General features: G+C 73.7%; 16 protein-coding genes and 4 pseudogenes. 3 read left to right on the top strand and 17 right to left on the bottom strand.

What is annotated here, in order from left to right; genetic code table 11:
• Window positions 1-6: 6 nt before the first annotated feature.
• The 4 genes and pseudogenes from NEH16_RS13615 to NEH16_RS13630 all read right to left on the bottom strand — a co-directional run bounded on the left by NEH16_RS13615 (window position 7) and on the right by NEH16_RS13630 (window position 3,350).
• Window positions 7-602 (bottom strand): annotated as a pseudogene (locus tag NEH16_RS13615) (TetR/AcrR family transcriptional regulator).
• On the bottom strand, window positions 590-1,327 hold the full coding sequence (locus NEH16_RS13620; protein WP_265542403.1) for an enoyl-CoA hydratase family protein: 738 nt from the start codon (window positions 1,325-1,327) through the stop codon (window positions 590-592). The pseudogene NEH16_RS13615 and the gene NEH16_RS13620 overlap by 13 nt, the downstream one beginning before the upstream one ends.
• Before the next feature lie 179 nt (window positions 1,328-1,506).
• A pseudogene (locus tag NEH16_RS13625) lies at window positions 1,507-2,363 on the bottom strand (oxidoreductase).
• Between the two features lie 15 nt (window positions 2,364-2,378).
• Complete coding sequence (locus tag NEH16_RS13630) at window positions 2,379-3,350, bottom strand: oxidoreductase (RefSeq protein WP_265542405.1); 972 nt, start codon at window positions 3,348-3,350, stop codon at window positions 2,379-2,381.
• Between the two features lie 55 nt (window positions 3,351-3,405).
• On the opposite strand from NEH16_RS13630, the pseudogene NEH16_RS13635 reads away from it, so the two are divergent.
• Window positions 3,406-3,528, top strand: a pseudogene (locus tag NEH16_RS13635) (MerR family DNA-binding transcriptional regulator); the annotation flags it as partial.
• A gap of 99 nt (window positions 3,529-3,627) precedes the next feature.
• Here NEH16_RS13635 and NEH16_RS13640 read toward each other — a convergent pair.
• Window positions 3,628-4,368, bottom strand: a complete 741-nt coding sequence (locus NEH16_RS13640; protein WP_265542407.1) for a phosphotransferase family protein — start codon at window positions 4,366-4,368, stop codon at window positions 3,628-3,630.
• Between the two features lie 150 nt (window positions 4,369-4,518).
• Here NEH16_RS13640 and NEH16_RS13645 point away from each other — a divergent pair, with 150 nt between their 5' ends.
• Complete coding sequence (locus tag NEH16_RS13645; protein ID WP_265542409.1) at window positions 4,519-5,379, top strand: hypothetical protein; 861 nt, start codon at window positions 4,519-4,521, stop codon at window positions 5,377-5,379.
• Between the two features lie 10 nt (window positions 5,380-5,389).
• Here NEH16_RS13645 and NEH16_RS13650 read toward each other — a convergent pair whose 3' ends face one another.
• From NEH16_RS13650 to NEH16_RS13665, 4 genes are all read right to left on the bottom strand, one after another.
• Entirely contained in the window at window positions 5,390-7,015 is a 1,626-nt protein-coding gene (locus tag NEH16_RS13650; protein WP_265542411.1) for a hypothetical protein, read from the bottom strand.
• Window positions 7,016-7,142: 127 nt separating this feature from the next.
• Complete coding sequence (locus NEH16_RS13655) at window positions 7,143-7,688, bottom strand: DUF6000 family protein (RefSeq protein WP_374215695.1); 546 nt, start codon at window positions 7,686-7,688, stop codon at window positions 7,143-7,145.
• Between the two features lie 90 nt (window positions 7,689-7,778).
• Complete coding sequence (locus NEH16_RS13660) at window positions 7,779-8,504, bottom strand: dienelactone hydrolase family protein (protein WP_265542415.1); 726 nt, start codon at window positions 8,502-8,504, stop codon at window positions 7,779-7,781.
• A gap of 42 nt (window positions 8,505-8,546) precedes the next feature.
• A complete protein-coding gene (locus tag NEH16_RS13665) occupies window positions 8,547-9,398 on the bottom strand; it encodes an aminoglycoside phosphotransferase (protein WP_265547184.1) in 852 nt (283 codons plus the stop codon).
• A 154-nt stretch (window positions 9,399-9,552) separates the two neighbouring features.
• Between NEH16_RS13665 and NEH16_RS13670 the strand changes: the two genes are divergently transcribed.
• Window positions 9,553-9,831 carry a hypothetical protein gene (locus tag NEH16_RS13670; protein ID WP_265542417.1) on the top strand — a complete coding sequence of 93 codons (279 nt, stop codon included), beginning with the start codon at window positions 9,553-9,555 and terminating at the stop codon, window positions 9,829-9,831.
• Between the two features lie 67 nt (window positions 9,832-9,898).
• On the opposite strand, the gene lspA is transcribed toward NEH16_RS13670, so the two are convergent.
• The 8 genes and pseudogenes from lspA to NEH16_RS13710 all read right to left on the bottom strand — a co-directional run bounded on the left by lspA (window position 9,899) and on the right by NEH16_RS13710 (window position 19,694).
• Window positions 9,899-10,432: a signal peptidase II gene (gene lspA, locus NEH16_RS13675; RefSeq protein WP_265542419.1), complete on the bottom strand. Its 534-nt coding sequence runs from the start codon at window positions 10,430-10,432 to the stop codon at window positions 9,899-9,901.
• Between the two features lie 63 nt (window positions 10,433-10,495).
• Window positions 10,496-12,088, bottom strand: coding sequence for an AMP-binding protein (locus NEH16_RS13680; protein WP_265542421.1), 1,593 nt, complete (start codon window positions 12,086-12,088; stop codon window positions 10,496-10,498).
• 69 nt (window positions 12,089-12,157) lie between these two features.
• Entirely contained in the window at window positions 12,158-13,324 is a 1,167-nt protein-coding gene (locus tag NEH16_RS13685) for an acyl-CoA dehydrogenase family protein (protein ID WP_265542424.1), read from the bottom strand.
• Window positions 13,321-15,279 (bottom strand): acetyl/propionyl/methylcrotonyl-CoA carboxylase subunit alpha, encoded by a 1,959-nt coding sequence (locus NEH16_RS13690; protein ID WP_265542426.1) that lies wholly within the window; start codon window positions 15,277-15,279, stop codon window positions 13,321-13,323. Before NEH16_RS13690 ends, NEH16_RS13685 begins: the two co-directional genes overlap by 4 nt.
• Window positions 15,280-15,285: 6 nt before the next feature.
• Window positions 15,286-16,884, bottom strand: coding sequence for an acyl-CoA carboxylase subunit beta (locus NEH16_RS13695; RefSeq protein ID WP_265542428.1), 1,599 nt, complete (start codon window positions 16,882-16,884; stop codon window positions 15,286-15,288).
• Window positions 16,881-18,589, bottom strand: a pseudogene (locus NEH16_RS13700) (acyclic terpene utilization AtuA family protein). The gene NEH16_RS13695 and the pseudogene NEH16_RS13700 overlap by 4 nt, the downstream one beginning before the upstream one ends.
• Window positions 18,586-19,380: a TIGR03084 family metal-binding protein gene (locus NEH16_RS13705; RefSeq protein WP_265542430.1), complete on the bottom strand. Its 795-nt coding sequence runs from the start codon at window positions 19,378-19,380 to the stop codon at window positions 18,586-18,588. Before NEH16_RS13705 ends, NEH16_RS13700 begins: the two are co-directional and overlap by 4 nt.
• Window positions 19,381-19,490: 110 nt before the next feature.
• A complete protein-coding gene (locus NEH16_RS13710; RefSeq protein ID WP_265542432.1) occupies window positions 19,491-19,694 on the bottom strand; it encodes a hypothetical protein in 204 nt (67 codons plus the stop codon).
• Window positions 19,695-19,807 lie beyond the last annotated feature (113 nt).

Raw genomic sequence — 19,807 nt, forward strand, 5'->3', positions numbered from 1 at the left:
GCCCGTTCAGCCCAGGGCCTCGTCCAGCAGCGCCCCCACTGGGCGACCACCTTGCGGCGGCGGGCGGTGTCGTCGGTGAGGACGTTGGCGAGGCCGAGCCCCCGGGCCATGTCGAGCAGCCCCTGCACGGTCTCCCGCACCCCGGGCCTCGTCTCGTCGGCGCGCAGGAGGTGGACGGCGATGCGGTGCGTCTCGCGGCCGACCCGGGCCTCCAACTCCGTCACCCGGGGCCGCAGTTGCTCCTCGTTGGAGGCGGCGACCCAGAGCTGGAGGGCGGCGCGGAAGAGGGGCCCGGTGTAGAGGTCGACCAGGGCGGCGACGACGGCGGCGCGGTCCTGGTCGGGAACGGCGCGCAGGGCGGCGGAGCGTTCCTCGGCGACGTATTCGACGGCAGCGGTGAACAGGTCCTCGCGGGTGGGGAAGTGGTGCTGCGCCGCACCCCGTGAGACCCCGGCCCGCTCCGCGACGACGGCGACCGTGGACCCGGCCCAGCCGTGCTCGGCGAGGCAGGCCACCGCGGCCTCCAGGAGGCGCCGGCGGGTGGCGCGGCTGCGGTCCTGTTTGGGGCCCGGGCTGCTGCCGCCCGGTGTCACAACGCCCATGCGGGGTCCCGTCGTTCGAGGAAGGCCGTCATCCCCTCCCGGGCCTCGTCGGAGGCGAAGAGCCGGGCGGAGCGGGCGATGAGGTCTTCGGCGTGCTGGTCGAAATTCTCCAGCACAGTAGCCGTGACCAGCGCCTTGGACTCCGCCAGCCCCTGCGGGGACGCCCGCCGCAGAGCGTCCAGTACGCCGTCGAGCGAGCCGTCCACGTCGTCGGCGGCCATCGTGACGAGGCCGATGCGCTCGGCCTCGTCCGCGTGGAACTTCTCGCCGGTCAGGTAGTAGCGGGCGGCGGCGCGCGGGTCGATGCGCGGGAGCAGCGGCATCGAGATCACGGCGGGCGCGAGGCCGAGCCGCGCCTCGGTGAGCGCGAAGGTCGACCCGGTCCCGGCGACGGAGATGTCGCAGGCGGCGAGCAGCCCGAGCCCTCCGGCCCGCACATGTCCGTCGACCCGGGCCACCACGGGCTTCGGCAGCGCGACGATCCGCCGCATCAGGGCCACGAAGTCGTGCGGATCGGCCGGGGCCCGCAGGTCGGCGCCCGCGCAGAAGGTGGTCCCGGTGTGGGTGAGCACGACGGCCCGCACGGAGTCGTCGGCCGCGCACGCCTCCAGCGCCTCCGCGAGACCGGCGACGAGCCCGGCGCTGAGGGCGTTGCGGTTGGCGGGCGAGTCGAGCGTGAGCGTGGTGACGCCGCGCGTACGGGCGGGCGGGGCGAGCGGGCTCATCCGCGATCTCCTTCTCTGCCGGCGGTCGCGTCGAGCGTGGCAGCAGGACCGGGAACAATCAAGCGCGCTTGCATGATTTTGCTCAGCGGGCCCGGCCCGTACGCCCGTCGAGGAATTGCCGGACGATGTCCGGATGACCGGCCCGGGCGCGTCGTCCGCGTACGGCCGACCGCCCGCCGTCAGCCCAGGCTCGCCAGGTCCTCCGCGCTCAGCCGCAGTTCGCCCGCCGCGATGTTCTCCTCCAGGTGGGCCGGGGAGCCGGTGCCGGGGATGAGCAGGATGTTCGGCGACCGGGCCAGCAGCCAGGCGAGCGCCACCTGCGGGACGGTGGTCTCGTGGCGCTTGGCGACGGCTTCGAGGCGTTCGGCGGTCAGGGGCTGGAAGCCGCCGACCGGATAGAACGGCACATAGGCGACACCGGCTTCGGCGCAGGCGTCGACCAGGGGTCGTCGTCGCGGCGCGCGATGTTGTACGCGTTCTGCACACAGGCGATCGGCGCCAGCTCGCGCGCCTGCGTGAACTGGTCGAGCGACACGTTGGAGATGCCGATGTGCCGGATCAGGCCCTCGTCGCGCAGGGCCAGCAGCGTCGCGAGGGGGCCGTCGAGCGGGGCGTCCTCATGACCCCGGTCGCCCAGGCGCAGGTTGACCACGTCGAGCCGGTCCAGGCCGAGCGACGTCAGGTTCGCCTCGACCCCGCGCCGCAGGCCGTCCGGGGTGAGACCGCGCTGTTCGGCGACCGGCCGCGCGATGTCCGGGCCCTCGACCAGGGCGCCGACCTTGGTGACGATCACCAGGTCGTCCGGGTAGGGGTGCAGCGCGGACCGGATCAGCTCGTTGGCCGAAACCCCGTCGCGCGCGTAGTAGTTCGAGGTGTCGATGTGGTTGACGCCCAGCTCGACCGCGCGCCGCAGAATGCCGAGGGCCGCGTCGCGGTCGGGCCGCTCGCCCCGGGGCCACCCCGTCAGCTTCATCGCGCCGTAGCCGACCCGGGCGACGCCCAAGTCCCCGCCGATTGCCCATCGTTTGGAGTTCATGTCCCCCAACGTAGGTCACCGGCCGATCGGCGCGGCCCCCGTCGCCGCCACCGAGACCTCCCACAGCCGGGCCGCCGCCTCCGGATCGACGGCGTACGGGCGCACGCCGCCGCTCTCGGGCGATGCGGGGTCGTGGAGGCGGGCGACCTCGCAGTCCTCCAGGTAGAGGCCGCCCCGGTCGGCCAGGAGGGGTGAGGTGGCCGCCCACAGGCCGGTGGCGGCGCCCTGGGACGGGGACTTGAAGCCCTCGCCGACCACGTTGCCGTGCTCGTCCACCCAGCCCCTGTCGATCTGCTCCTGGAGCGTCATGTCCCGCTGCAAGCCGGTGATGATCGCCCCGGGGTGGAGCGCGAAGGCCCGCACGCCGTCGCCCCGGCCGAGCGCGTCGAGGTGCACCGCGAAGAGCACGTTGGCGGTCTTGGACTGGCCGTACGCCTGCCACTTGTCGTAGCCGGTGCGGAAGTGCGGATCGTGGCGGCGGATGTCCGTGATGCCGTGTCCGGCGGAGCTGTAGACCACGACGCGCGCCCCGTCACCGGCGGCGAGGAGCGGGTACAGCTCGCAGGTCAGGGCGAAGTGCCCGAAGTGGTTCGCCGCGAACTGGCCCTCCCACCCGGGCCCGACGCGCCGCTCCGGGGTGGCCATCACCCCGGCGGTGGCGAAGAGCAGGTCGAGCGTGGTCAGCGACGCGCGGATGTGCGCGGCCGCCGCCCGTACGGACCCGAGGTCGGCCAGGTCCATGGCGACGACCTCGACGTCACCGCCCACCCCGTCGAGCGCGGCGCGGGCGGCCTCGGGCCGCCGCGCGGGCACGACCACCCGCGCCCCGGCGGCGACGAGCGCGCGGGTCGTTTCGAGCCCGAGCCCGGAGTAGCCGCCGGTCACGACGGCGTTCCGGCCGGAGAGGTCGAGCCCGGCGGTGACGTCCTGGGCGGTGCTGGCGGCGGAGAAGGGCGAGCCGATGGGCTGCTGTGCGGTGCTGGTCATGGAGACGACGTTACGAGCTGGAGCTCGCTCTAGATCAAGTCCCACGCTCCCCGGCATGGCGACCACCACCGGCACCCTGAGCATCGGCGAGGTGTCCGACCGCACCGGCCTCAGCGTCCACGCCCTCCGCCACTACGACCGCGAGGGCCTGCTCGCGGGCCCGGTGCACCGCACCTCCTGTACGGCCTGGGAGCGGTGCTGATCGGCGGAAGCACGGGCCGGTTCCGCCCGGCCGATCCGGCGGACCCGGACGGCCCCGGGCCGCAGGCGTAAGCCGTCAACTCGCCGCCCTCAGCACATCCAGCTCGCACCCCGGCGCCCCCGGGTCGAAGCCGTGCTGGACCAGCCAGCGGTACGCGGTGAGGCTGCGCAGCGACCACCAGGCGCGGACGATGTCCGTATCCACGTCGGTGCCGTACCCGGCGAGGAGGTCGCCCAGGCGCTCCTCGTGCCCGAGCGTCAGCGTGGCGAGGTCGAAGAGCGCGTCCCCCCGCGCCGCCTCGGACCAGTCGATGATGCCGGTGACCTCGTCGTCGCCGCCGGTGAACACATGCGTGATCTGCAAGTCGCCGTGCACGAACACCGGCTCCCACGGCCGCAGCGCCGCCTCCGCGATCCGGCGGTTGCGGGTGACCAGCTCGGCGGGCAGGACCTCGTGCGCGAGGAGCCAGTCGCACTCCCGCTCCAGCTCGGCCGTCAGGCCGTCCGCGCTCCGCCCGGGCCACGGCGGCAACGGTGCCCCGTGCAGGGTCCGGATCGCGGCTCCCGCCGCGGCCCACGCCTCCGGGGAGGCGGGCGACGGCTCCCCGAGGCGGCCCAGGGCGGTGCCGGGGACGGCCGCGAGCGCCAGCACGGACGGCTTCCGCCACAACACCTCCGGCGTCGGGACCGGCGCCAGCGCCAACGCCTCGGCCTCCACGGCGATCCGCTCCCGCTGCGCGTCCACCTTCAGGAACATGTCCCCGACGCGCAGCGTCGTCCGCTCGGAGTGGGCTACGACGACCTCGACCTCATCCATGCCGCCCAGTCTCCCGGGGTTCGCCGCAGAGCCCCAACTCCCTTTACGTACAACGTTGTACGCGCACCCTTCCCGTAACGGCCGACCCACCCCACAATGGCGTGGGCGCGCTCCCACGATCCCGCCTCCCCCCACCCGAAAGGGCGCAGGATGAGCCTCGCGACCGTACGGAAACCGAACCCCGCCCGCCGCCGGGGCCGGGCCCTGCTCGTGGCCGCCGCACTCCTGCCCGCGCTGCTGGCCGGCGCCGGTCCGGCGTCCGCGGCGACCCCCATAACGACGGCGGCGGCCACCGTCCAGAGCCCCGTGCCCCAGGCCGTGGTGAACCGCTTCCGGCTCGACACCGGTTGGTACGCGAAGTACGTGGAGGGCCCCAGGGACGTCAACACCGGCGCCTCCCTCGCGGTCCTGGGCTCCGCGCAGGTCTCCGACTCCACGCTGCTCAAGGCGGCCCGCCAGCTGGAGGCCCTGGTCCGCACCTGGCCGTACTACCCGGTCGGGGAGCTGGACCGCCGCAACCTCCGTGTGGTGATCACCGCCCGGAACGAGCGGATGAGTTCGGTCCCCGAGGTGCGCGCGGCGTTCGGGACCTCGCTCGACGACCGCTACTGGGCGGGGATGGGCGCCACCGACTACCTGCCGGTGTCCGTGGGCACCGAGGCGAACCTCGCGGACAACCAGGGCCGGGAGAACGTCTTCGTGCACGAATTCGGCCACTCGGTGGCGGACATGGGCCTCCGGCACATCGACCCGGCCTTCACCGGCGAGTTGCAGAGCGCGTACGACCAGGCCCGCGCGTCCGGCCGCTGGGCCAACACGTACGCCATCAGCAACACCAGCGAGTACTGGGCCGAGGGCATCCAGAGCTACTTCGACGTGAACTACGAGGGCCGCCCCGGCGGCGACGGCGTCCACAACGACATCAACACCCGCGCCGAGCTGGCGCGTTACGACGCCCCGCTGTTCCGCCTGCTCGACCGCGTCTACCGGGGCGCGGCGCTTCCCTCGTAACCCGGAGGGATCACCGCCCGTCCAGCTGCAACGGCGGATTCGGGTCGGTCTCGTCGCTCATGAAGTCCTTCATGCCCTGCCACAGCGACCGCGCCCGGTGCACCGTGGCGCCCCGCGCATCGGCCAGGACCTCCGCGCGCTCGCCGAATCCGACCGGGAGCGGCGGGAGGCCGAGCGCGGTCAGGGTGCGGATCAGGAGCTGCGACGGGTCGCCCGGGTCGCGCAGCAGCCGCGCGATCTCCCGGGCGTCGCCCTGACCGGCCGCGCCGACGAGCAGGTCCGCGTGCCGGCGCGCGGTCTCCTGGGAGGGCGAAGCGCCGGGCCCCGCCCACCGGTGCCGGGCAGCCGTCCGGCCCTTGGCGACGACGGACAGGACGCACGCGTCGTCCCCCTCGCGCCGGGCGACCAGCGTGGTCATCCCGGCGGAGTCGAAGGCGCTCTCCGCCACCGCCGCCAGCCCGTCGAGCCGCAGCACCGACGCCCGCCGCCCGCGCTTGCCCGGCGCCTCCTCCGAGGGGGCCGACTCCATCAACGTCCACCGCCCGGCCGGGGCGAGCCGCACGGTGGCCCCGCACAGCAGCAGCTCCTGCGAGACGCGCTGCGGCGGGCCGGGCACGTACGCGATCTCGTGGGCCGCCTGCGCATTCGCGGAGGACGGCAGGGGCACGGCGGGGGCGGGGACAGTGCCGTTACGGGGGATGGAGGCGGCGAGACCGGCGCGGGCGCCCTCCCGGACCTCCCGGAACGCCTCCAGGGGCTCGCCCATGTAGACCCAGGGGTGCGCGGTGGCGTACCGCCCGATGGAGCGGTAGACGTCCAGCGATTCGGCCCAGCGTTCGCGCCCGTTCAGCGCCCACACCAGGTGGTTGCGGATCAGCCGCGCGGCGTGGTCCTCGGGCGGGCGCGAGGCGGAGTACGCCTGCGCGGCGGCGATGATCGCGTCGGCCCGGTCGGCGCCGGGGACCCCCCGCTTCGCCTCCCTCGGGACGACCTCGGTCAGGGCCACGACCTCCAGGGCGCGGAGGGGTGAGCCCTCCGGCGCGTCGGCGGCGACGCGGGCCGCGTAGGCGAACATCTCCTCATGGCTGCCGTGCCACTTGGCGGAGAGGTACTGGATGGCGTGCACATGGGTGGGCAGGTGGTGCGGCGCGCAGGCGAGCGCTTGCCCCAGGCACTCCTCGAAGACGTCGCGCGGCGCCTGGGCACCGATGCAGTGGGGCAGGACCGCGGACCACGGCACCGGGTCGCCGGGGCTCGCCTCGACGGCCGCCTCGATGACGGGCAGCGCGTCGTCCAGCAGCGTGCGGAAGGCCCGGTACTGCTCCTCGCTCACGTCCTTGGCACGCGCGGCCGTGCGGACCTCCCACGCCTCTTCGATACGCCGGAACGCCTCCACGACCAGCGCGTCGGGGTCCTCCGGCCAGCCCGCGTCCATCCCGGCGAGCGCGGTGACGACCTCGTGCCGGAGCACCCAGTCCCCCTCCGCGCGCGTGGCGGCGAGCAGCGCGCGCACCGGCTCGTACGCCCCCTGCCGGGCGGCGGCCAGCGGCTCGACGGCCCGCGCGTCGGGCGCGCCCACGACGACCGCGTGATCCGGCACGAGCCCGACCCCGGTCGCCTCCAGGTTCCGCACCATCCGCCCCACTTTGCCGAACACCGGCGCCCCCTCCGTAAACCCGTATGTGGGGGCCATGATCCCCGCCGCCCCGCAGGCCCGACGACCGGGCCCCCCGCAACCCCTTCGCGGTGATCCGGCCACCGACCTACCGGCGTCCGTCTTCGCCCTCGCCGCATTCCTCGACCCACGCGCAGAGTCGGCGCATGACGCTCAGGAAGTGGGGGGTGGGGTCCGGGCGGCCCCGCATGTGTGGCGCGTCCTGGAGCCACCGCTGCCACAGGCCCTCCGGTTGCCGGAAGCGGTCGGCCCGTCCGCCTCCGAGGTTCAGGTCGACGTACTGAAAAGCGCCCATGACGACGGCCTGGTCGTACCCGAGATCAGGGCGCCGGAGATAGCGGTCGAGGTAGGCGGCGAGCAGATCCGCGTCGCGCTCCGTTCCGAAACCGGCCAGGGCCACGCTGTAGGCCACGCCGACGCAGCAGACCTCGCCGGCCAGCAGGAGTTCGCCGAGGCGCTCACGGAATTCGGTCCGGCCCGAGACGGCCACCAGCCAAGTCGCAGCCCTCCGTTCCCGCCAGCCGCCCTCGAGAAGTTCGGCGATCTCCTCCGCGGTGATGAGTGCCGCGTCCTCGCGGAGATCGCGCATGAAGCGGCCGCGTTGCGAACAGGGCGCGGGCCGCCTGCCGGAGATCGATGAGGCCGAGCCTGAAGGGTTCGTCCGCGACGAGGTCGGGTGCGTCGCTCGCCCCGCGGCGGCTCCGGGCGGCGGTGGAGTAACCCGTCATTCCGGCACCGGCAGGCACTCGGCCAGCAGGTCCACGACATCGCGCCAGGCGCGCTCCGCGTGCCGTGGGTGGTGGCCGACGCCGGGGAGGGTCGTGTGGTCGACCGGCGGATGGTGGAACGCGTGCAGGGCGCCGCCGTAGACCACGAAGCGCCAGTCGACGCCCGCCGACCGCATCTCGGCCGTGAACGCGTCCCGTTGCGCGGGCGCCATGATCGGGTCCTCCGAGCCGACCCCGGCCCACACCGGACAGCGGATGCGCGCGGCCTCGCCCGGGCGGCCGGTGCCCAGTCCGTTGACGGTCCCGATCGCACGCAGGTCGGCGCCGTCACGCCCCAGTTCCAGCGCGATCATGCCGCCGGTGCCGTAGCCGATGGCGGCGATCCGGTCGGGGTCGGCCCTCGGTTCGGCGCGCAGCACGTCGAGCGCCGCGTGGCCGATGCCCCGCATCCGGTCGGGGTCGTCGAGCAGCGGCAGGCAACGGGCCAGCATCTCCGCCGGTTCGCCCAGGTACCGCCCGCCGTGGAGGTCGAAGGCCAGGGTGACGTAGCCGAGTTCGGCAAGGGCGTCGGCCCGGCGCCGCTCGACGTCGCTGAGCCCCATGCCCTCCGGCCCCAGCAGCACGGCGGGCCGGCGGCCGGTGCCGGCCGGGAGCGCGAGGTGGCCGACCATCGTCAGACCGTCGGCCGGGTACGTGACCGTGCGCGTGGTGACCGTCGTCATGGGACGGACGGTAGTCCGCGTCGGGCGGCGCCGGGCCGGGGTTCACCACCGGCGGAAGCCCTGGGAGAACGGCGCCAGCCGCCTCACCACCACCTCGGCCGCCCTCGCGTGCCGTTCCGCCTCGCCCGGCTGAGCCCGCCCCGGCGGACCCGCACTCTCGCTGTGCGCGACGAGCCTGAAGATCAGGGCGCGGATCAGCATCTGCGGCCAGTCGGGGTGGTCGCCGCGGGCCGTCAACAGGTCGGGCGGAAGGTCGAACCACAGCAGCCCGTCCGCCACCACGATCGCCTCGGCGAACATCGGCGGCCGCCAGTACGGGGAGAAGTCGATCACGACGGGCGCCTGGTCCGGAGCGAACAGGACGTTGCCCGTGAGGTCGCCGTGGATGAGCTGAGCGGAGTCCTGCGCAAGGGGGCGCCGCAGCTCCAGCAGATGCGAGAACGGTACGGCGAGGTCGTCGATCACATCGATGCCCTGCTCGCCCCACGCGACCCGGTCGGCCACGGCCCACGGGTGGGAGTGTTGGCCAAGGAACTCGGGGCGGGGCACACCTCGCAGAGCCTCGTGGAAGGCGCGGCCGGCATCGAGCACACCGGTCCAGTGACCCTCCGGTCCGGACTGACCGGTCAGGAACTCGCCGGCGGTCCAGCCGTCCACGACGCTCCGCCCGTCGGCGGCCCGCAACGGCAGCGGAACGCGGAACCCATGGCCGGATGCGAGCTGCTCGAACAGGGAAGCCGCCCACTCGACCTCGTCGTCGGTGCCCTCGGCAGGCTTGAACACGAACCCCCCGACGCGAACGCTCCGCCCCTGCCCACCCGCCAGCGGGACGGCGGCGCCCTTCACACCGAAGGCGTCGAGGACCGCAGGAGAGGGCACGGCACTGCTCGGCATGTGAGTCACGCCGGGCATCCTGCCGAGGCCATCGGTCCCCGCGCACCTTGTTTTCACCCGACTCGGGGGACGCGCCGGCCGCGTCGGTAGTCTCTGCGGAACAGCCCCGGCGAATTGCGAGAAGCCAGTGGTCCGAGACCTGTACAACGTCCGTGTGCAGTCGCCGGAAGGCGGCCCCACGCCGCTGACCGACGAGGAAGAACAGCGCGCGCGAGCGGTACTGTTCAGCGATCTCGGCAACGCCGTCTCCGAACGGGGCTGGGTCCGGTTCCCCGCGTACTCGCCGGAGGAACGCCGCCGACTGGTCGACGTCGCGCACCGCCTCAGTGCCCACTGGGGGCAGCAGGTGTTCATCGAGGCGGAAGACCAGTGCGCCATGAAGCTCTACCTCGCCGGCCACGGACCGCAGCCGATGAACCCGCCGCTGCCGTAGCGAGGAAACGCGGCCGTCTCTTCGTTCACAGGCTGTGGACGCCGCCGACAGACCGCACGACGGCCCGCTACGCCCGGGGCGCCCGCGCCCCCGCACCGGCCGTGACCGTCATCGGCGAACTCCGGAACGACAGCACCACCGCCAGCGCGCAGCCGCCGGTGATCGCCCAGTCGGCCAGGTTCATCACGCTGAAGTCCCGGACGGCGATGAAGTCGACCACCGCGCCCTGGAAGTCGCCCGGGGCGCGGAAGAGGCGGTCGGTCAGGTTGCCGAGGGCGCCGCCGAGGAGCAGGCCGAGGGCGACGGCCCACGGGGTGCTCGCCAGGCGGCGTGAGTAGCGGACCACGACGACGGCCACGGCCGCGGCGATCACGGTGAAGACGATCGTCGTCGCCTCCCCCATGCCGAAGGCGGCGCCGGGGTTGCGCTGGACCCGCAGCACGAGCCAGTCCCCGAGCACGGACACGGTCGTACGCCCTTCGAGCTTCGCGACCACCGCCAGCTTGGTCCCGAGGTCGACGGCGTACGCAAGAGCCGCAACCGCCCACAGCAGGTAGCCGCGCCTGCGCGCACCCGTGTCGCCCGTCGTCACGTCCGGCATGTTCGCCCTCCCGGCCCTCGTCGCGCCACGGACGGCACGCTCCCGGCAGGGAACGTATCCCGCTCACGGGCTCCCGGTCACCGCCCGCCCCCGCAGCTCCCGCCGCAGTATCTTCCCCGACACCGCCCGGGGCACCGTTTCGATGAATTCGACCGCCCGGACCTTCTTGTACGGGGCCACCCGCTCCGCCACCCAGGTCATCAGGTCCTCCGCCGTCACCGCCGCGCCCGCGCTCCGGACCACGTAGGCCTTCGGGATTTCGTTGCCGTCGGGGTCCTGGATGCCGATCACCGCCGCGTCCGCCACCCCCTCGTGGCCGAGCAGGAGCGCTTCCAGCTCCGCGGGGGCGACCTGGTAGCCCTTGTACTTGATGAGCTCCTTCACGCGGTCGACCACGAAGAGCCAGCCCGCCTCGTCGACCCGGCCGACGTCGCCGGTGTGCACCCAGCCGTCCGGGTCGATCATCTCGGCGGTGGCGTCGGGGCGGCCCAGGTACCCCTTCATGACCTGGGGGCCCCGGATCAGGATCTCGCCGGGCTCCCCGGGCGGGGCGTCGAGCGTCGGGTCGTCCAGGGACACGATCCGCATCTCCGTGCTCGGGAGCAGCGTGCCGACCGCGCCCGGCGGCGGGTTCTCGGCGGCGAGCGGGACGACGTGCGTGCCCGGGGACAGCTCCGTCATGCCGTACGCCTGGCGGACCGGCGGCAGCCCCAGGCGGCGGGAGCAGGCGGCGGCCAGGTCCGCGTCCAGCGGGGCGGCGGCGCTGACGATGTACTCCAGCGACGACAGGTCGTAGCGGTCGACCACCGGGTGCTTCGCGAGCGCCAGCACGATCGGCGGAGCCACGTACAGGCCGTTGATCCGGTGCGACTCGATCGCCGCCAGGAACTGCGCGAGGTCGAAGCGCGGGAGGACGACGATCGTGGCGCCCAGCCGCAAGGGGGCGTTCATCAGGGCCGTCAGGCCGTAGATGTGGAAGAACGGGAGGACGGCCAGAATCCGATGTCCCTCCCCCAACGGCACGAACGGGACCAGCTGTTCCAGGTTCGTCGCCATCGACCGGTGCGTCAGCATGACGCCCTTCGGCGCGCCCGTCGTGCCCGAGGAGTACGGGAGGGCCGCGACGTCCTCCGCCGGGTCCACGGTCACCATCGGTTCCGGGGCGGTCGTGGTGAGCATGTCCAGGAGCGAGGCGTGCCCCTCCGCGTGGTCGCAGACGAACACCTCCTCGATGCCGCCCACGAGTTCGGCGGCCCGGCGGGCGACCGCCAGCAGCGGGGACACCGTGACGATCCAGCGCGCCGAGGAGTCGCGGAGCTGCTTCGCGAACTCCTCCGCCGTGGCCAGCGGGTGCACCGTCGTGACCGTGGCGCCCGCCCGCGTCGCCGCGTGGAAGACGGCCGGGTACGCGATGGTGTTCGGGCTGTGCAGGGCGAGCACGTCGCCCTTGACCAGGCCGGCGGCGGCGAGACCGGCGGCGATCCTGCGGTGGAAGGCGTCGAGCTGCGCGTACGTGAGGCGGCTGCTCGCGTTGGTGCCGTCGATCAGGGCGACGGTCTCGCCGAACCGCTCGGTGGCGTGCCCGAGCACCGCGTCGTGGATGGCGGTGTCGAGCGGCTGTACGTCGGGGTAATCGCTGCGGAACACATGCGCCATGCTGGGTCGGTCCCTTCGATGCGGTGGGGGCGTCGGCCTCTCGCGTGCGTACGGGCAACTGTGCTCTTCTCAGTAGGACTTGGGGAGACCCAGGGTCTGGTGGGATACGTAGTTCAGGATCATTTCCCGGCTTACGGGCGCGATCCGCGCCACCCGGGCCCCCGTGATCAGCGAGGCCAGACCGTACTCGCGCGTGAGCCCGTTGCCGCCCAGCGTGTGCACCGCCTGGTCCACCGCCTTCACGCACGCCTCACCCGCCGCGTACTTCGCCATGTTCGCCGCCTCGCCCGCGCCGACGTCGTCGCCCGCGTCGTACAGCCGGGCGGCCTTCTGCATCATCAGGCGGGCGAGTTCGAGCTCGATGTGGGCCTGGGCCAGCGGGTGGGCGACGGCCTGGTGGGCGCCGATGGGCTCCTTCCAGACCTGGCGGGTCTTCGCGTACTCGACCGCCCGGCCGAGCGCGTAACGCCCCATCCCGATACCGAAGGCCGCGGTCATGATGCGCTCCGGGTTGAGGCCGGCGAAGAGCTGGAGCAGCCCCGCGTCCTCGTCCCCCACCAGCGCCTCCGCCGGCAACCGCACGTCGTCCAGGACGAGTTCGAACTGCTTCTCCGGGGCGTGGACCTCCATGTCGATCCGGTTCCGCTGGAAGCCGGGCGTCTCGCGCGGGACGATGAAGAGGCACGCCTTGAGCTTGCCGGTCCTCGCATCCTCCGTGCGGCCCACGATCAGCGTGGCGTCCGCGATGTCCACGCCGGAGACGAACACCTTGCGGCCGGTGAGCAGCCAGTCACCACCGTCCCGGCGCGCCGTGGTCGTGATGCGGTGCGAGTTGGAACCGGCGTCCGGCTCGGTGATGCCGAACGCCATGGTGAGGGAACCGTCGGCGAGCCCGGGGAGCCACTGCCGCTTCTGCTCCTCCGTGCCGAAGCGGGATATCACCGTGCCGCAGATCGCGGGCGACACGATCATCATGAGGAGCGGGGAGCCGGACGCGCCCAATTCCTCCAGCACGATGGACAGTTCCGCCATCCCGGCGCCGCCGCCCCCGTACTCCTCGGGGAGGTTCACGCCGAGGAAGCCCGCCTTCGCGGCCTCGGCCCACAGCTCGCGGGGGTGGCCGCCCTCGCTGACGAGGGACTGCATGTACGCGCGCCCGTACCGCTTCCCGAGGGCGGCGACGGCGGCGCGCAGGGCCTGGTGCTCTTCGGTTTCGAGGACGGTGCTCGTGCTCATGCGGGCTGCTCCTCAGAAGGGTCCGTGGATGATTCAGTGACTACGGCCAGCAGGGCGCCGACCTCCACCTGGAGGCCGGGCGCGGCGTGCAGGGCGGTGAGCGTGCCGGAGGCGGGGGCGAGGACGCGGTGCTCCATCTTCATCGCCTCCAGCCAGATCAGCGGCTGCCCGGCCGTCACGGCGGCCCCCTCCGCGAGGCCGTCCGCGAGGCGGACCACCGTGCCGGGCATGGGGGCGAGCAGCGAGCCGGGCTCGGTGCGGTCGGCGGGGTCGGTGAAGCGGGGCAGCACGGTGAAGGTGTACGCGCCGGAGGCGGTGTCCACGTACGCCCTGGTGTCGTGGACGGTTACGTGGAAGGTCCGCGTCACCCCGTCGGTCTCCAGCGTGACGCGGTCGGGGGCGGCGGCCACGACGCGGACGCCGTCGTCGGGGACGGACAGGCCCGCGCGGCCGGAGCGGTACGTGATCTCGTGCTCGCTGCCGTCCGGTTCGCTGCGGTAGCGCCGGGCCTGGGGGCGGGACGGCAGGTTCCGCCAGGCGCCGAAGCGGGCGACGCCGCCCGCCGCCACGCCCCGTGCCGCCTCCGCCAGGGCCGCCGCGGTGGCCGCGAGCCGGGCGGCGGCCCCGTCGCCCGGAGCCGTCAGGGCCGCCAGGTGGCCGTCGTAGAACCCGGTGTCCGGCCGGCCGCCCACGAAGTCCGGGTGCCGCAACGAGCGGACGAGCAGGTCCCGGTTGGTCACCGGGCCGTGGATGCGCGCCCGCTCCAGGGCGCGGGCGAGCAGCCGCACCGCCTCGGCCCTGGTCGGCGCCCGGGCGATCACCTTGGCGATCAGCGGGTCGTAGTGCACGCCGATCGTGTCGCCGCCGGTGTACCCGGTGTCGAGCCGCACCCCCGGCTCGTCCGGGACCCGGAGCGAGAGCAGTGCTCCGGTCTGCGGCTGCCAGTCTCGCGCCGGGTCCTCCGCGTACAGCCGCGCCTCCACGGCATGCCCGACCGGTGACGGCGGCCCGGCGGCGGGCAGCGGCTCGCCCTCCGCGATCCGGAGCTGGAGCGCGACGAGGTCGAGCCCGAACACCTCCTCGGTCACCGGGTGCTCCACCTGAAGGCGCGTGTTCATCTCCAGGAAGTACGGCCGCCCGCCGGGAGCGACCAGGAACTCCACGGTCCCGGCGCCCCGATAGCCCACGGCCCGGGCCGCCGCCACCGCCGCCTCGTGCAGCCGCTCCCGCAGCTCATCGGGCAGAACGGGCGCGGGCGCCTCCTCGATGACCTTCTGGTGCCGCCGCTGGAGCGAGCAGTCCCGGGTCCCCAGCGCCCACACCCCGCCGTGCTCGTCCGCCATCACCTGGACCTCGACGTGCCGGCCGCGCTCCACGTACGGCTCGGCGAACACCTCCCCGTCCCCGAACGCGGACAGCGCCTCGGCCCCGGCGGCGGTCAACTCGCCCGGCAGGTCCCCCAGATCCCGCACGATCCGCATCCCCCGCCCCCCGCCGCCCGCCGCCGCCTTCAGCAGCAGCGGCAGGTCCTCGGCGGTCGCGGCGGCCGGGTCCACCGGCGCGAGGAGCGGCACCCCGGCGGCGGCCATCAGCTCCTTGGCGCGGGTCTTCGACGCCATCAGCTCGATCGCCTTCACGGGCGGCCCGATCCACCGCAGCCCGGCGTCCTGCACGGCGGCGGCGAAGTCCGCGTTCTCGGAGAGGAACCCGTACCCGGGGTGCACGGCGTCCGCCCCGGCCGCCAGCGCGGCGGCCACGACGAGATCGCCGCGCAGATACGTATCGGCGGGGGCCGCGCCCGGCAGCCGTACGGCGGTGTCGGCCTCCCGGACGTGCAGTGCGCCGGCGTCCGCGTCGGAGTACACGGCGACGGTGGCGATGCCGAGGGCCCGGCAGGTGCGGAAGATCCGGCAGGCGATCTCGCCCCGGTTGGCGACCAGCAGACTCTTGATCATCTCAGCTCACATCCGGAAGATTCCGAAGCCGCCCCGGGCGCCCTCGACCGGTGCGGTGTGGATGGCGGACAGGCACAGGCCGAGGACGGTCCGGGTGTCGCGCGGGTCGATGACCCCGTCGTCGTACAGCCGCCCGGACAGGAACATCGGCAGGGACTCGGACTCGATCTGCTGCTCGACCATCGCGCGCAGGGCGGCGTCCGCCTCGTCGTCGTACGGGCGGCCCTTCGCGGCGGCCGAGGCGCGGGCGACGATGGAGAGCACCCCGGCGAGCTGCTGCGGGCCCATGACGGCGGACTTGCTGCCGGGCCAGGCGAAGAGGAAGCGCGGGTCGTACGCCCTGCCGCACATCCCGTAGTGCCCGGCGCCGTAGGAGGCGCCCATCAGGACCGACAGGTGCGGGACCTTCGAGTTCGAGACGGCGTTGATCATCATCGCGCCGTGCTTGATGATGCCGCCCTGCTCGTACTCCTTGCCGACCATGTAGCCCGTGGTGTTGTGCAGGAAGAGCAGCGGGATGTCGCGCTGGTTGGCGAGCTGGATGAACTGCGCGGCCTTCTGCGACTCCTCGCTGAAGAGCACGCCCTGCGCGTTGGCCAGGATGCCGACCGGATAGCCGTGCAGCCGCGCCCAGCCGGTGACCAGGCTCGTCCCGTACAGCGGCTTGAACGCGTCGAAGTCCGAGCCGTCGACCAGCCGGGCGATCACCTCGCGCGGGTCGAACGGCACCTTCAGGTCACCGGGGACGATGCCGATCAGCTCGTCCTCGTCGTACTTGGGCGGCTCGGCGGGGCCCGGATCGGCGTGCGCCTTGCGCCAGTTGAGGCGGGCGACGATGCGGCGGGCCTGACGGAGCGCGTCGTGCTCGTCGACGGCGAAGTGGTCGGCGAGCCCGGACGTCCGGGCGTGCATCGCGGCCCCGCCGAGCGATTCGTCGTCGCTCTCCTCACCGGTCGCCATCTTGACGAGCGGCGGTCCGCCCAGGAAGACCTTCGAGCGTTCCTGGATCATCACGGTGTGGTCGGACATGCCGGGGACGTACGCGCCTCCGGCGGTCGAATTGCCGAAGACCACGGCGACGGTGGGGATTCCGGCGGCGGAGAGCCGCGTGAGGTCGCGGAAGAGCGCGCCGCCGGGGATGAATATCTCCTTCTGGGACGGGAGATCGGCGCCCCCGGACTCGACCAGGCTGATGACCGGAAGCCGGTTGGCGAAGGCGATCTCGTTCGCGCGCAGGGCCTTCTTCAGCGTCCACGGGTTCGAGGCCCCGCCGCGTACGGTCGGGTCGTTGGCGGTGATCAGGCACTCGACGCCCTCCACCACCCCGATCCCGGTGACGAGCGAGGCGCCGACCGCGTACTCACTGCCCCAGGCGGCGAGCGGCGACAGCTCCAGGAACGGCGTGTCCGGGTCGAGCAGCAGCTCGACGCGCTCGCGGGCGAGCAGCTTGCCGCGCCCCCGGTGCCGCTCGACGTACTTCTCGCCGCCGCCCTCCAACGCCTTGGCGTGCGCGGCCTCCAGCTCGGCCAGCTTGTCGAGCATCGCGGCCCGGTTGGCCGCGTAGTCGGGGCTCGCGGTGTCGAGCCCGGTGGGCAGGACGGTCATGCGGGCACCTCCAGAAGGGTCACGGGTATCTCCAGGTGGCGGGCGCGCAGCCACTCGCCCAGCGCCTTGGCCTGCGGGTCGAAGCGGTGCTGCGCGGCGACGCCTTCGCCGAGCAGCCCGCGCACGGTGAAGTTCAACGCCCGCAGGTTGGGAAGGACATGGCGTACGACAGTGAGGTCGGCGGTCTCCGGGAGGAGTTCGCGGAAGCGGTCGACGGTCAGCTCGTGCGCGAGCCAGCGCCACGCGGTCTCGTCCCGGACCCACACCCCGACGTTGGCGTCCCCGCCCTTGTCCCCGCTCCGGGCCCCGGCGACGCGGCCGAGGGGGCGCGGCGGGTGGGCCCGGGGTCCAACGGCTGTGGCAGGGGCGGCTGTTCGACGTCTCGCAGCTCTTGCGTCCGCACCGGAGGGCTCAGGAAACTGCGCGTCCCGTCCGGCAGTACGGCAACGTGCTCCACGTCCGCCGCCGGTACGTACCGCGCCTCGAACACCCCGTACGGCGCGCCCTTCCCGGGCGGGGCGGTGACATGGAAGCCGGGGTAGCTGCCGAGGGCCAGCTCGATCGCCGCGCCGGACAACGCCCGGCCCACGGGCTCCTGTTCGGGGTCCCGCACCACCAGCCGGAGCAGCGCGCTCGCGGTCTCCTCGGTGTCGGCGTCGGCCCGGTCCGTACGGGGCAGCTCCCAGCGGACCTCCTGCGGCCGGCGCCCGGCGCGCGCGAAGGCGTCCGCGCACTGGTCCCGGACCAGCGCCGCCTTGGCCTCGATGTCGAGACCGGTGAGGACGAAGACGACCTCGTTGCGCCAGCCGCCGAGCCGGGTCAGCCCGGCCTTGAGCGTGGGCGGCGGGGCCTCCCCGCGTACGCCGGAGACCGCGACCCGGTCCGGACCGTCCTGCGTCAGCCGTACGGTGTCGAGCCGGGCGGTCACGTCGGGGCCCGCGTACCGGGCTCCGCCCGTCTCGTACAGGAGTTGGGCGGTGACCGTGCCGAGGTCCACGACGCCGCCGGTGCCGTCGTGCTTGGTGATGACCGAGCTGCCGTCCGCGTGGATCTCCGCGACCGGGAAGCCGGGGCGGCGGATGTCGTGGTCGCGGAAGAAGGCGTAGTTGCCGCCCGTGGCCTGCGTACCGCACTCCAGGACGTGCCCGGCGACGACGGCCCCGGCGAGCGCGTCGTGGTCCTCGGGGCCCCAGCCGAAGTGGGCGGCGGCTGGGCCGGTGACGAGGGCGGCGTCCGTCACCCGGCCGGTGACGACGACCTCGGCACCGGCCCGCAGGCAAGCCGCGATGCCTGCTCCGCCAAGATACGCGTTGGCCGTGAGAAAGCCCTCCGGTACGGGGATGTTGTCGCCCTCCACATGCGCGACCCGCACCGGCACGCCGACCTTCTCGGCCAGCTCCCGGATCGCGTCGGCGAGCCCGGCCGGGTTGAGGCCGCCCGCGTTGGCGACGATCCGCACCCCGCGCTCGTGGGCGAGCCCGAGGCCGTCCTCCAACTGCCGCAGGAACGTGGAGGCGTAGCCCCGCGACGGGTCCTTGAGGCGGCTGCGGCCGAGGATCAGCATGGTCAGCTCGGCGAGATAGTCGCCGGTGAGGACGTCGAGCGGGCCGCCGGTGAGCATCTCGCGCAGGGCGTCGAAGCGGTCGCCGTAGAAGCCGGAGGCGTTGCCGATGCGGAGGGGTTCCGGCGCCCCGCGCCCGGTCATCGCTCCCCCTTCGGCGCCCGCCCCGCCCCCGCCGGCCCCGCGAACGCCTGCGCGATCGACAGCCAGGCGTCCGCGTCCGCCCCGGCCGCGCGGACCGCCAGGTCGTCGCGGTGGGCGCGCTGCGTGACGAGCAGGCAGAAGTCGTGCAGCGGCCCGGTGACCCGCTGCCCGGCGTCCTCGGGGCCGTACGTGATCAACTCGCCGTCCGGCGCGGTCAGTTCCACCCGGAATTCCTCGCTGGGCGGTTGCTTGCCCCGTACGAGGAAGGCGTAGTCACGGGCCCGGACGCCGATGCGGGCGACGTGCCGCAGCCGGGCGGTGGGGGTGCGGGTGACCCCGAGGGCGTCGGCGATGTCCTGGCCGTGCGCCCAGGTCTCCATCAGCCGCCCGGTCGCCATGGAGGCGACGCTCATCGGCGGCCCGTACCAGGGGAACTTCGACCCGGCGGGCGCCGCGCGCAGGGCCTCCCGCAAGCGCTCGCGGCCCTCGCGCCAGCGGACGAGCAGCGCGTCCGGCGGGTACGCCGCGACGATCTCCTCGGCGGCCCGGTCCACGAAGCCCTCGGGGTCCTCCATGGCCTTCGCCACCTCGTCCCCGAAGCGGCCGGGGTCGGTGACGGAGATCAGCGCGACGTCGTCGGTCCAGCTCAGGTGGGCGATCTGATGGGCGAGGGTCCACCCCTCGGCCGGGGTCTCCCCCGCCCACTGTCTCGCGGTCGCCCCGGCGACGAGCAGATCCAGCTCCAGGCTCTCGCTGCGCAGATCGTCCAGCACGGCTGAGGCATCGGACACGGTGCGCTCCCCTCGGGGCGTGACGGCGTGCCCGGGAGCCTGCCAGCGGAACGTAAAACAATCAAGCATGCTTGCATGATTTTTTTACGGTGCCCGGCTCCGCGATGCGCTCAGTGGGCACGGCGCTCGGCTTCGGCATGCCACCAGCGGGGCGGCGACGCGCCGGTCACCCGGGAGGACGGCTGTTCGGGGTGCAGCCCGAGCGGCCGCAGCGCTTCGGCGGGCACGCGAACGTCGAACCAGCCGTGCCAGTGCCCGTCGGCGCCGACACCGCAGGCCAGGTTCACCTGGATCTCGCCCGGCGCGAAGGGCATCCAGTCGATGCCCCGGTCCCGCAGTCAACCGCGCACGGCCGCCATCGGAGGAAGGCGGCCGGGCAGGTTCTCGTAAGCGGCGACGGTGATCCACTCGGCGGGCGGGGTGTCCA

Origin of the sequence: Streptomyces drozdowiczii (genome assembly GCF_026167665.1) — a bacterium.
Taxonomy (GTDB): domain Bacteria; phylum Actinomycetota; class Actinomycetes; order Streptomycetales; family Streptomycetaceae; genus Streptomyces; species Streptomyces drozdowiczii_A.

Bases quoted from the DNA above. Each gene is read 5' to 3' on its own strand.
- NEH16_RS13680 (WP_265542421.1), bottom strand. From the start codon at position 12,088: ATGGCGCATGTGTTCCGCAGCGATTACCCCGACGTACAGCCGCTCGAC.
- NEH16_RS13710 (WP_265542432.1), bottom strand. From the start codon at position 19,694: ATGCCCTTCGCGCCGGGCGAGATCCAGGTGAACCTGGCCTGCGGTGTC.
- NEH16_RS13630 (WP_265542405.1), bottom strand. From the start codon at position 3,350: ATGACCAGCACCGCACAGCAGCCCATCGGCTCGCCCTTCTCCGCCGCC.
- NEH16_RS13690 (WP_265542426.1), bottom strand. From the start codon at position 15,279: ATGATCAAGAGTCTGCTGGTCGCCAACCGGGGCGAGATCGCCTGCCGG.
- NEH16_RS13620 (WP_265542403.1), bottom strand. From the start codon at position 1,327: ATGAGCCCGCTCGCCCCGCCCGCCCGTACGCGCGGCGTCACCACGCTC.
- NEH16_RS13695 (WP_265542428.1), bottom strand. From the start codon at position 16,884: ATGACCGTCCTGCCCACCGGGCTCGACACCGCGAGCCCCGACTACGCG.
- NEH16_RS13660 (WP_265542415.1), bottom strand. From the start codon at position 8,504: ATGACGACGGTCACCACGCGCACGGTCACGTACCCGGCCGACGGTCTG.
- NEH16_RS13640 (WP_265542407.1), bottom strand. From the start codon at position 4,368: ATGGATGAGGTCGAGGTCGTCGTAGCCCACTCCGAGCGGACGACGCTG.
- NEH16_RS13650 (WP_265542411.1), bottom strand. From the start codon at position 7,015: ATGGTGCGGAACCTGGAGGCGACCGGGGTCGGGCTCGTGCCGGATCAC.
- NEH16_RS13645 (WP_265542409.1), top strand. From the start codon at position 4,519: ATGAGCCTCGCGACCGTACGGAAACCGAACCCCGCCCGCCGCCGGGGC.
- NEH16_RS13665 (WP_265547184.1), bottom strand. From the start codon at position 9,398: ATGCCGAGCAGTGCCGTGCCCTCTCCTGCGGTCCTCGACGCCTTCGGT.
- NEH16_RS13685 (WP_265542424.1), bottom strand. From the start codon at position 13,324: ATGAGCACGAGCACCGTCCTCGAAACCGAAGAGCACCAGGCCCTGCGC.
- lspA (WP_265542419.1), bottom strand. From the start codon at position 10,432: ATGCCGGACGTGACGACGGGCGACACGGGTGCGCGCAGGCGCGGCTAC.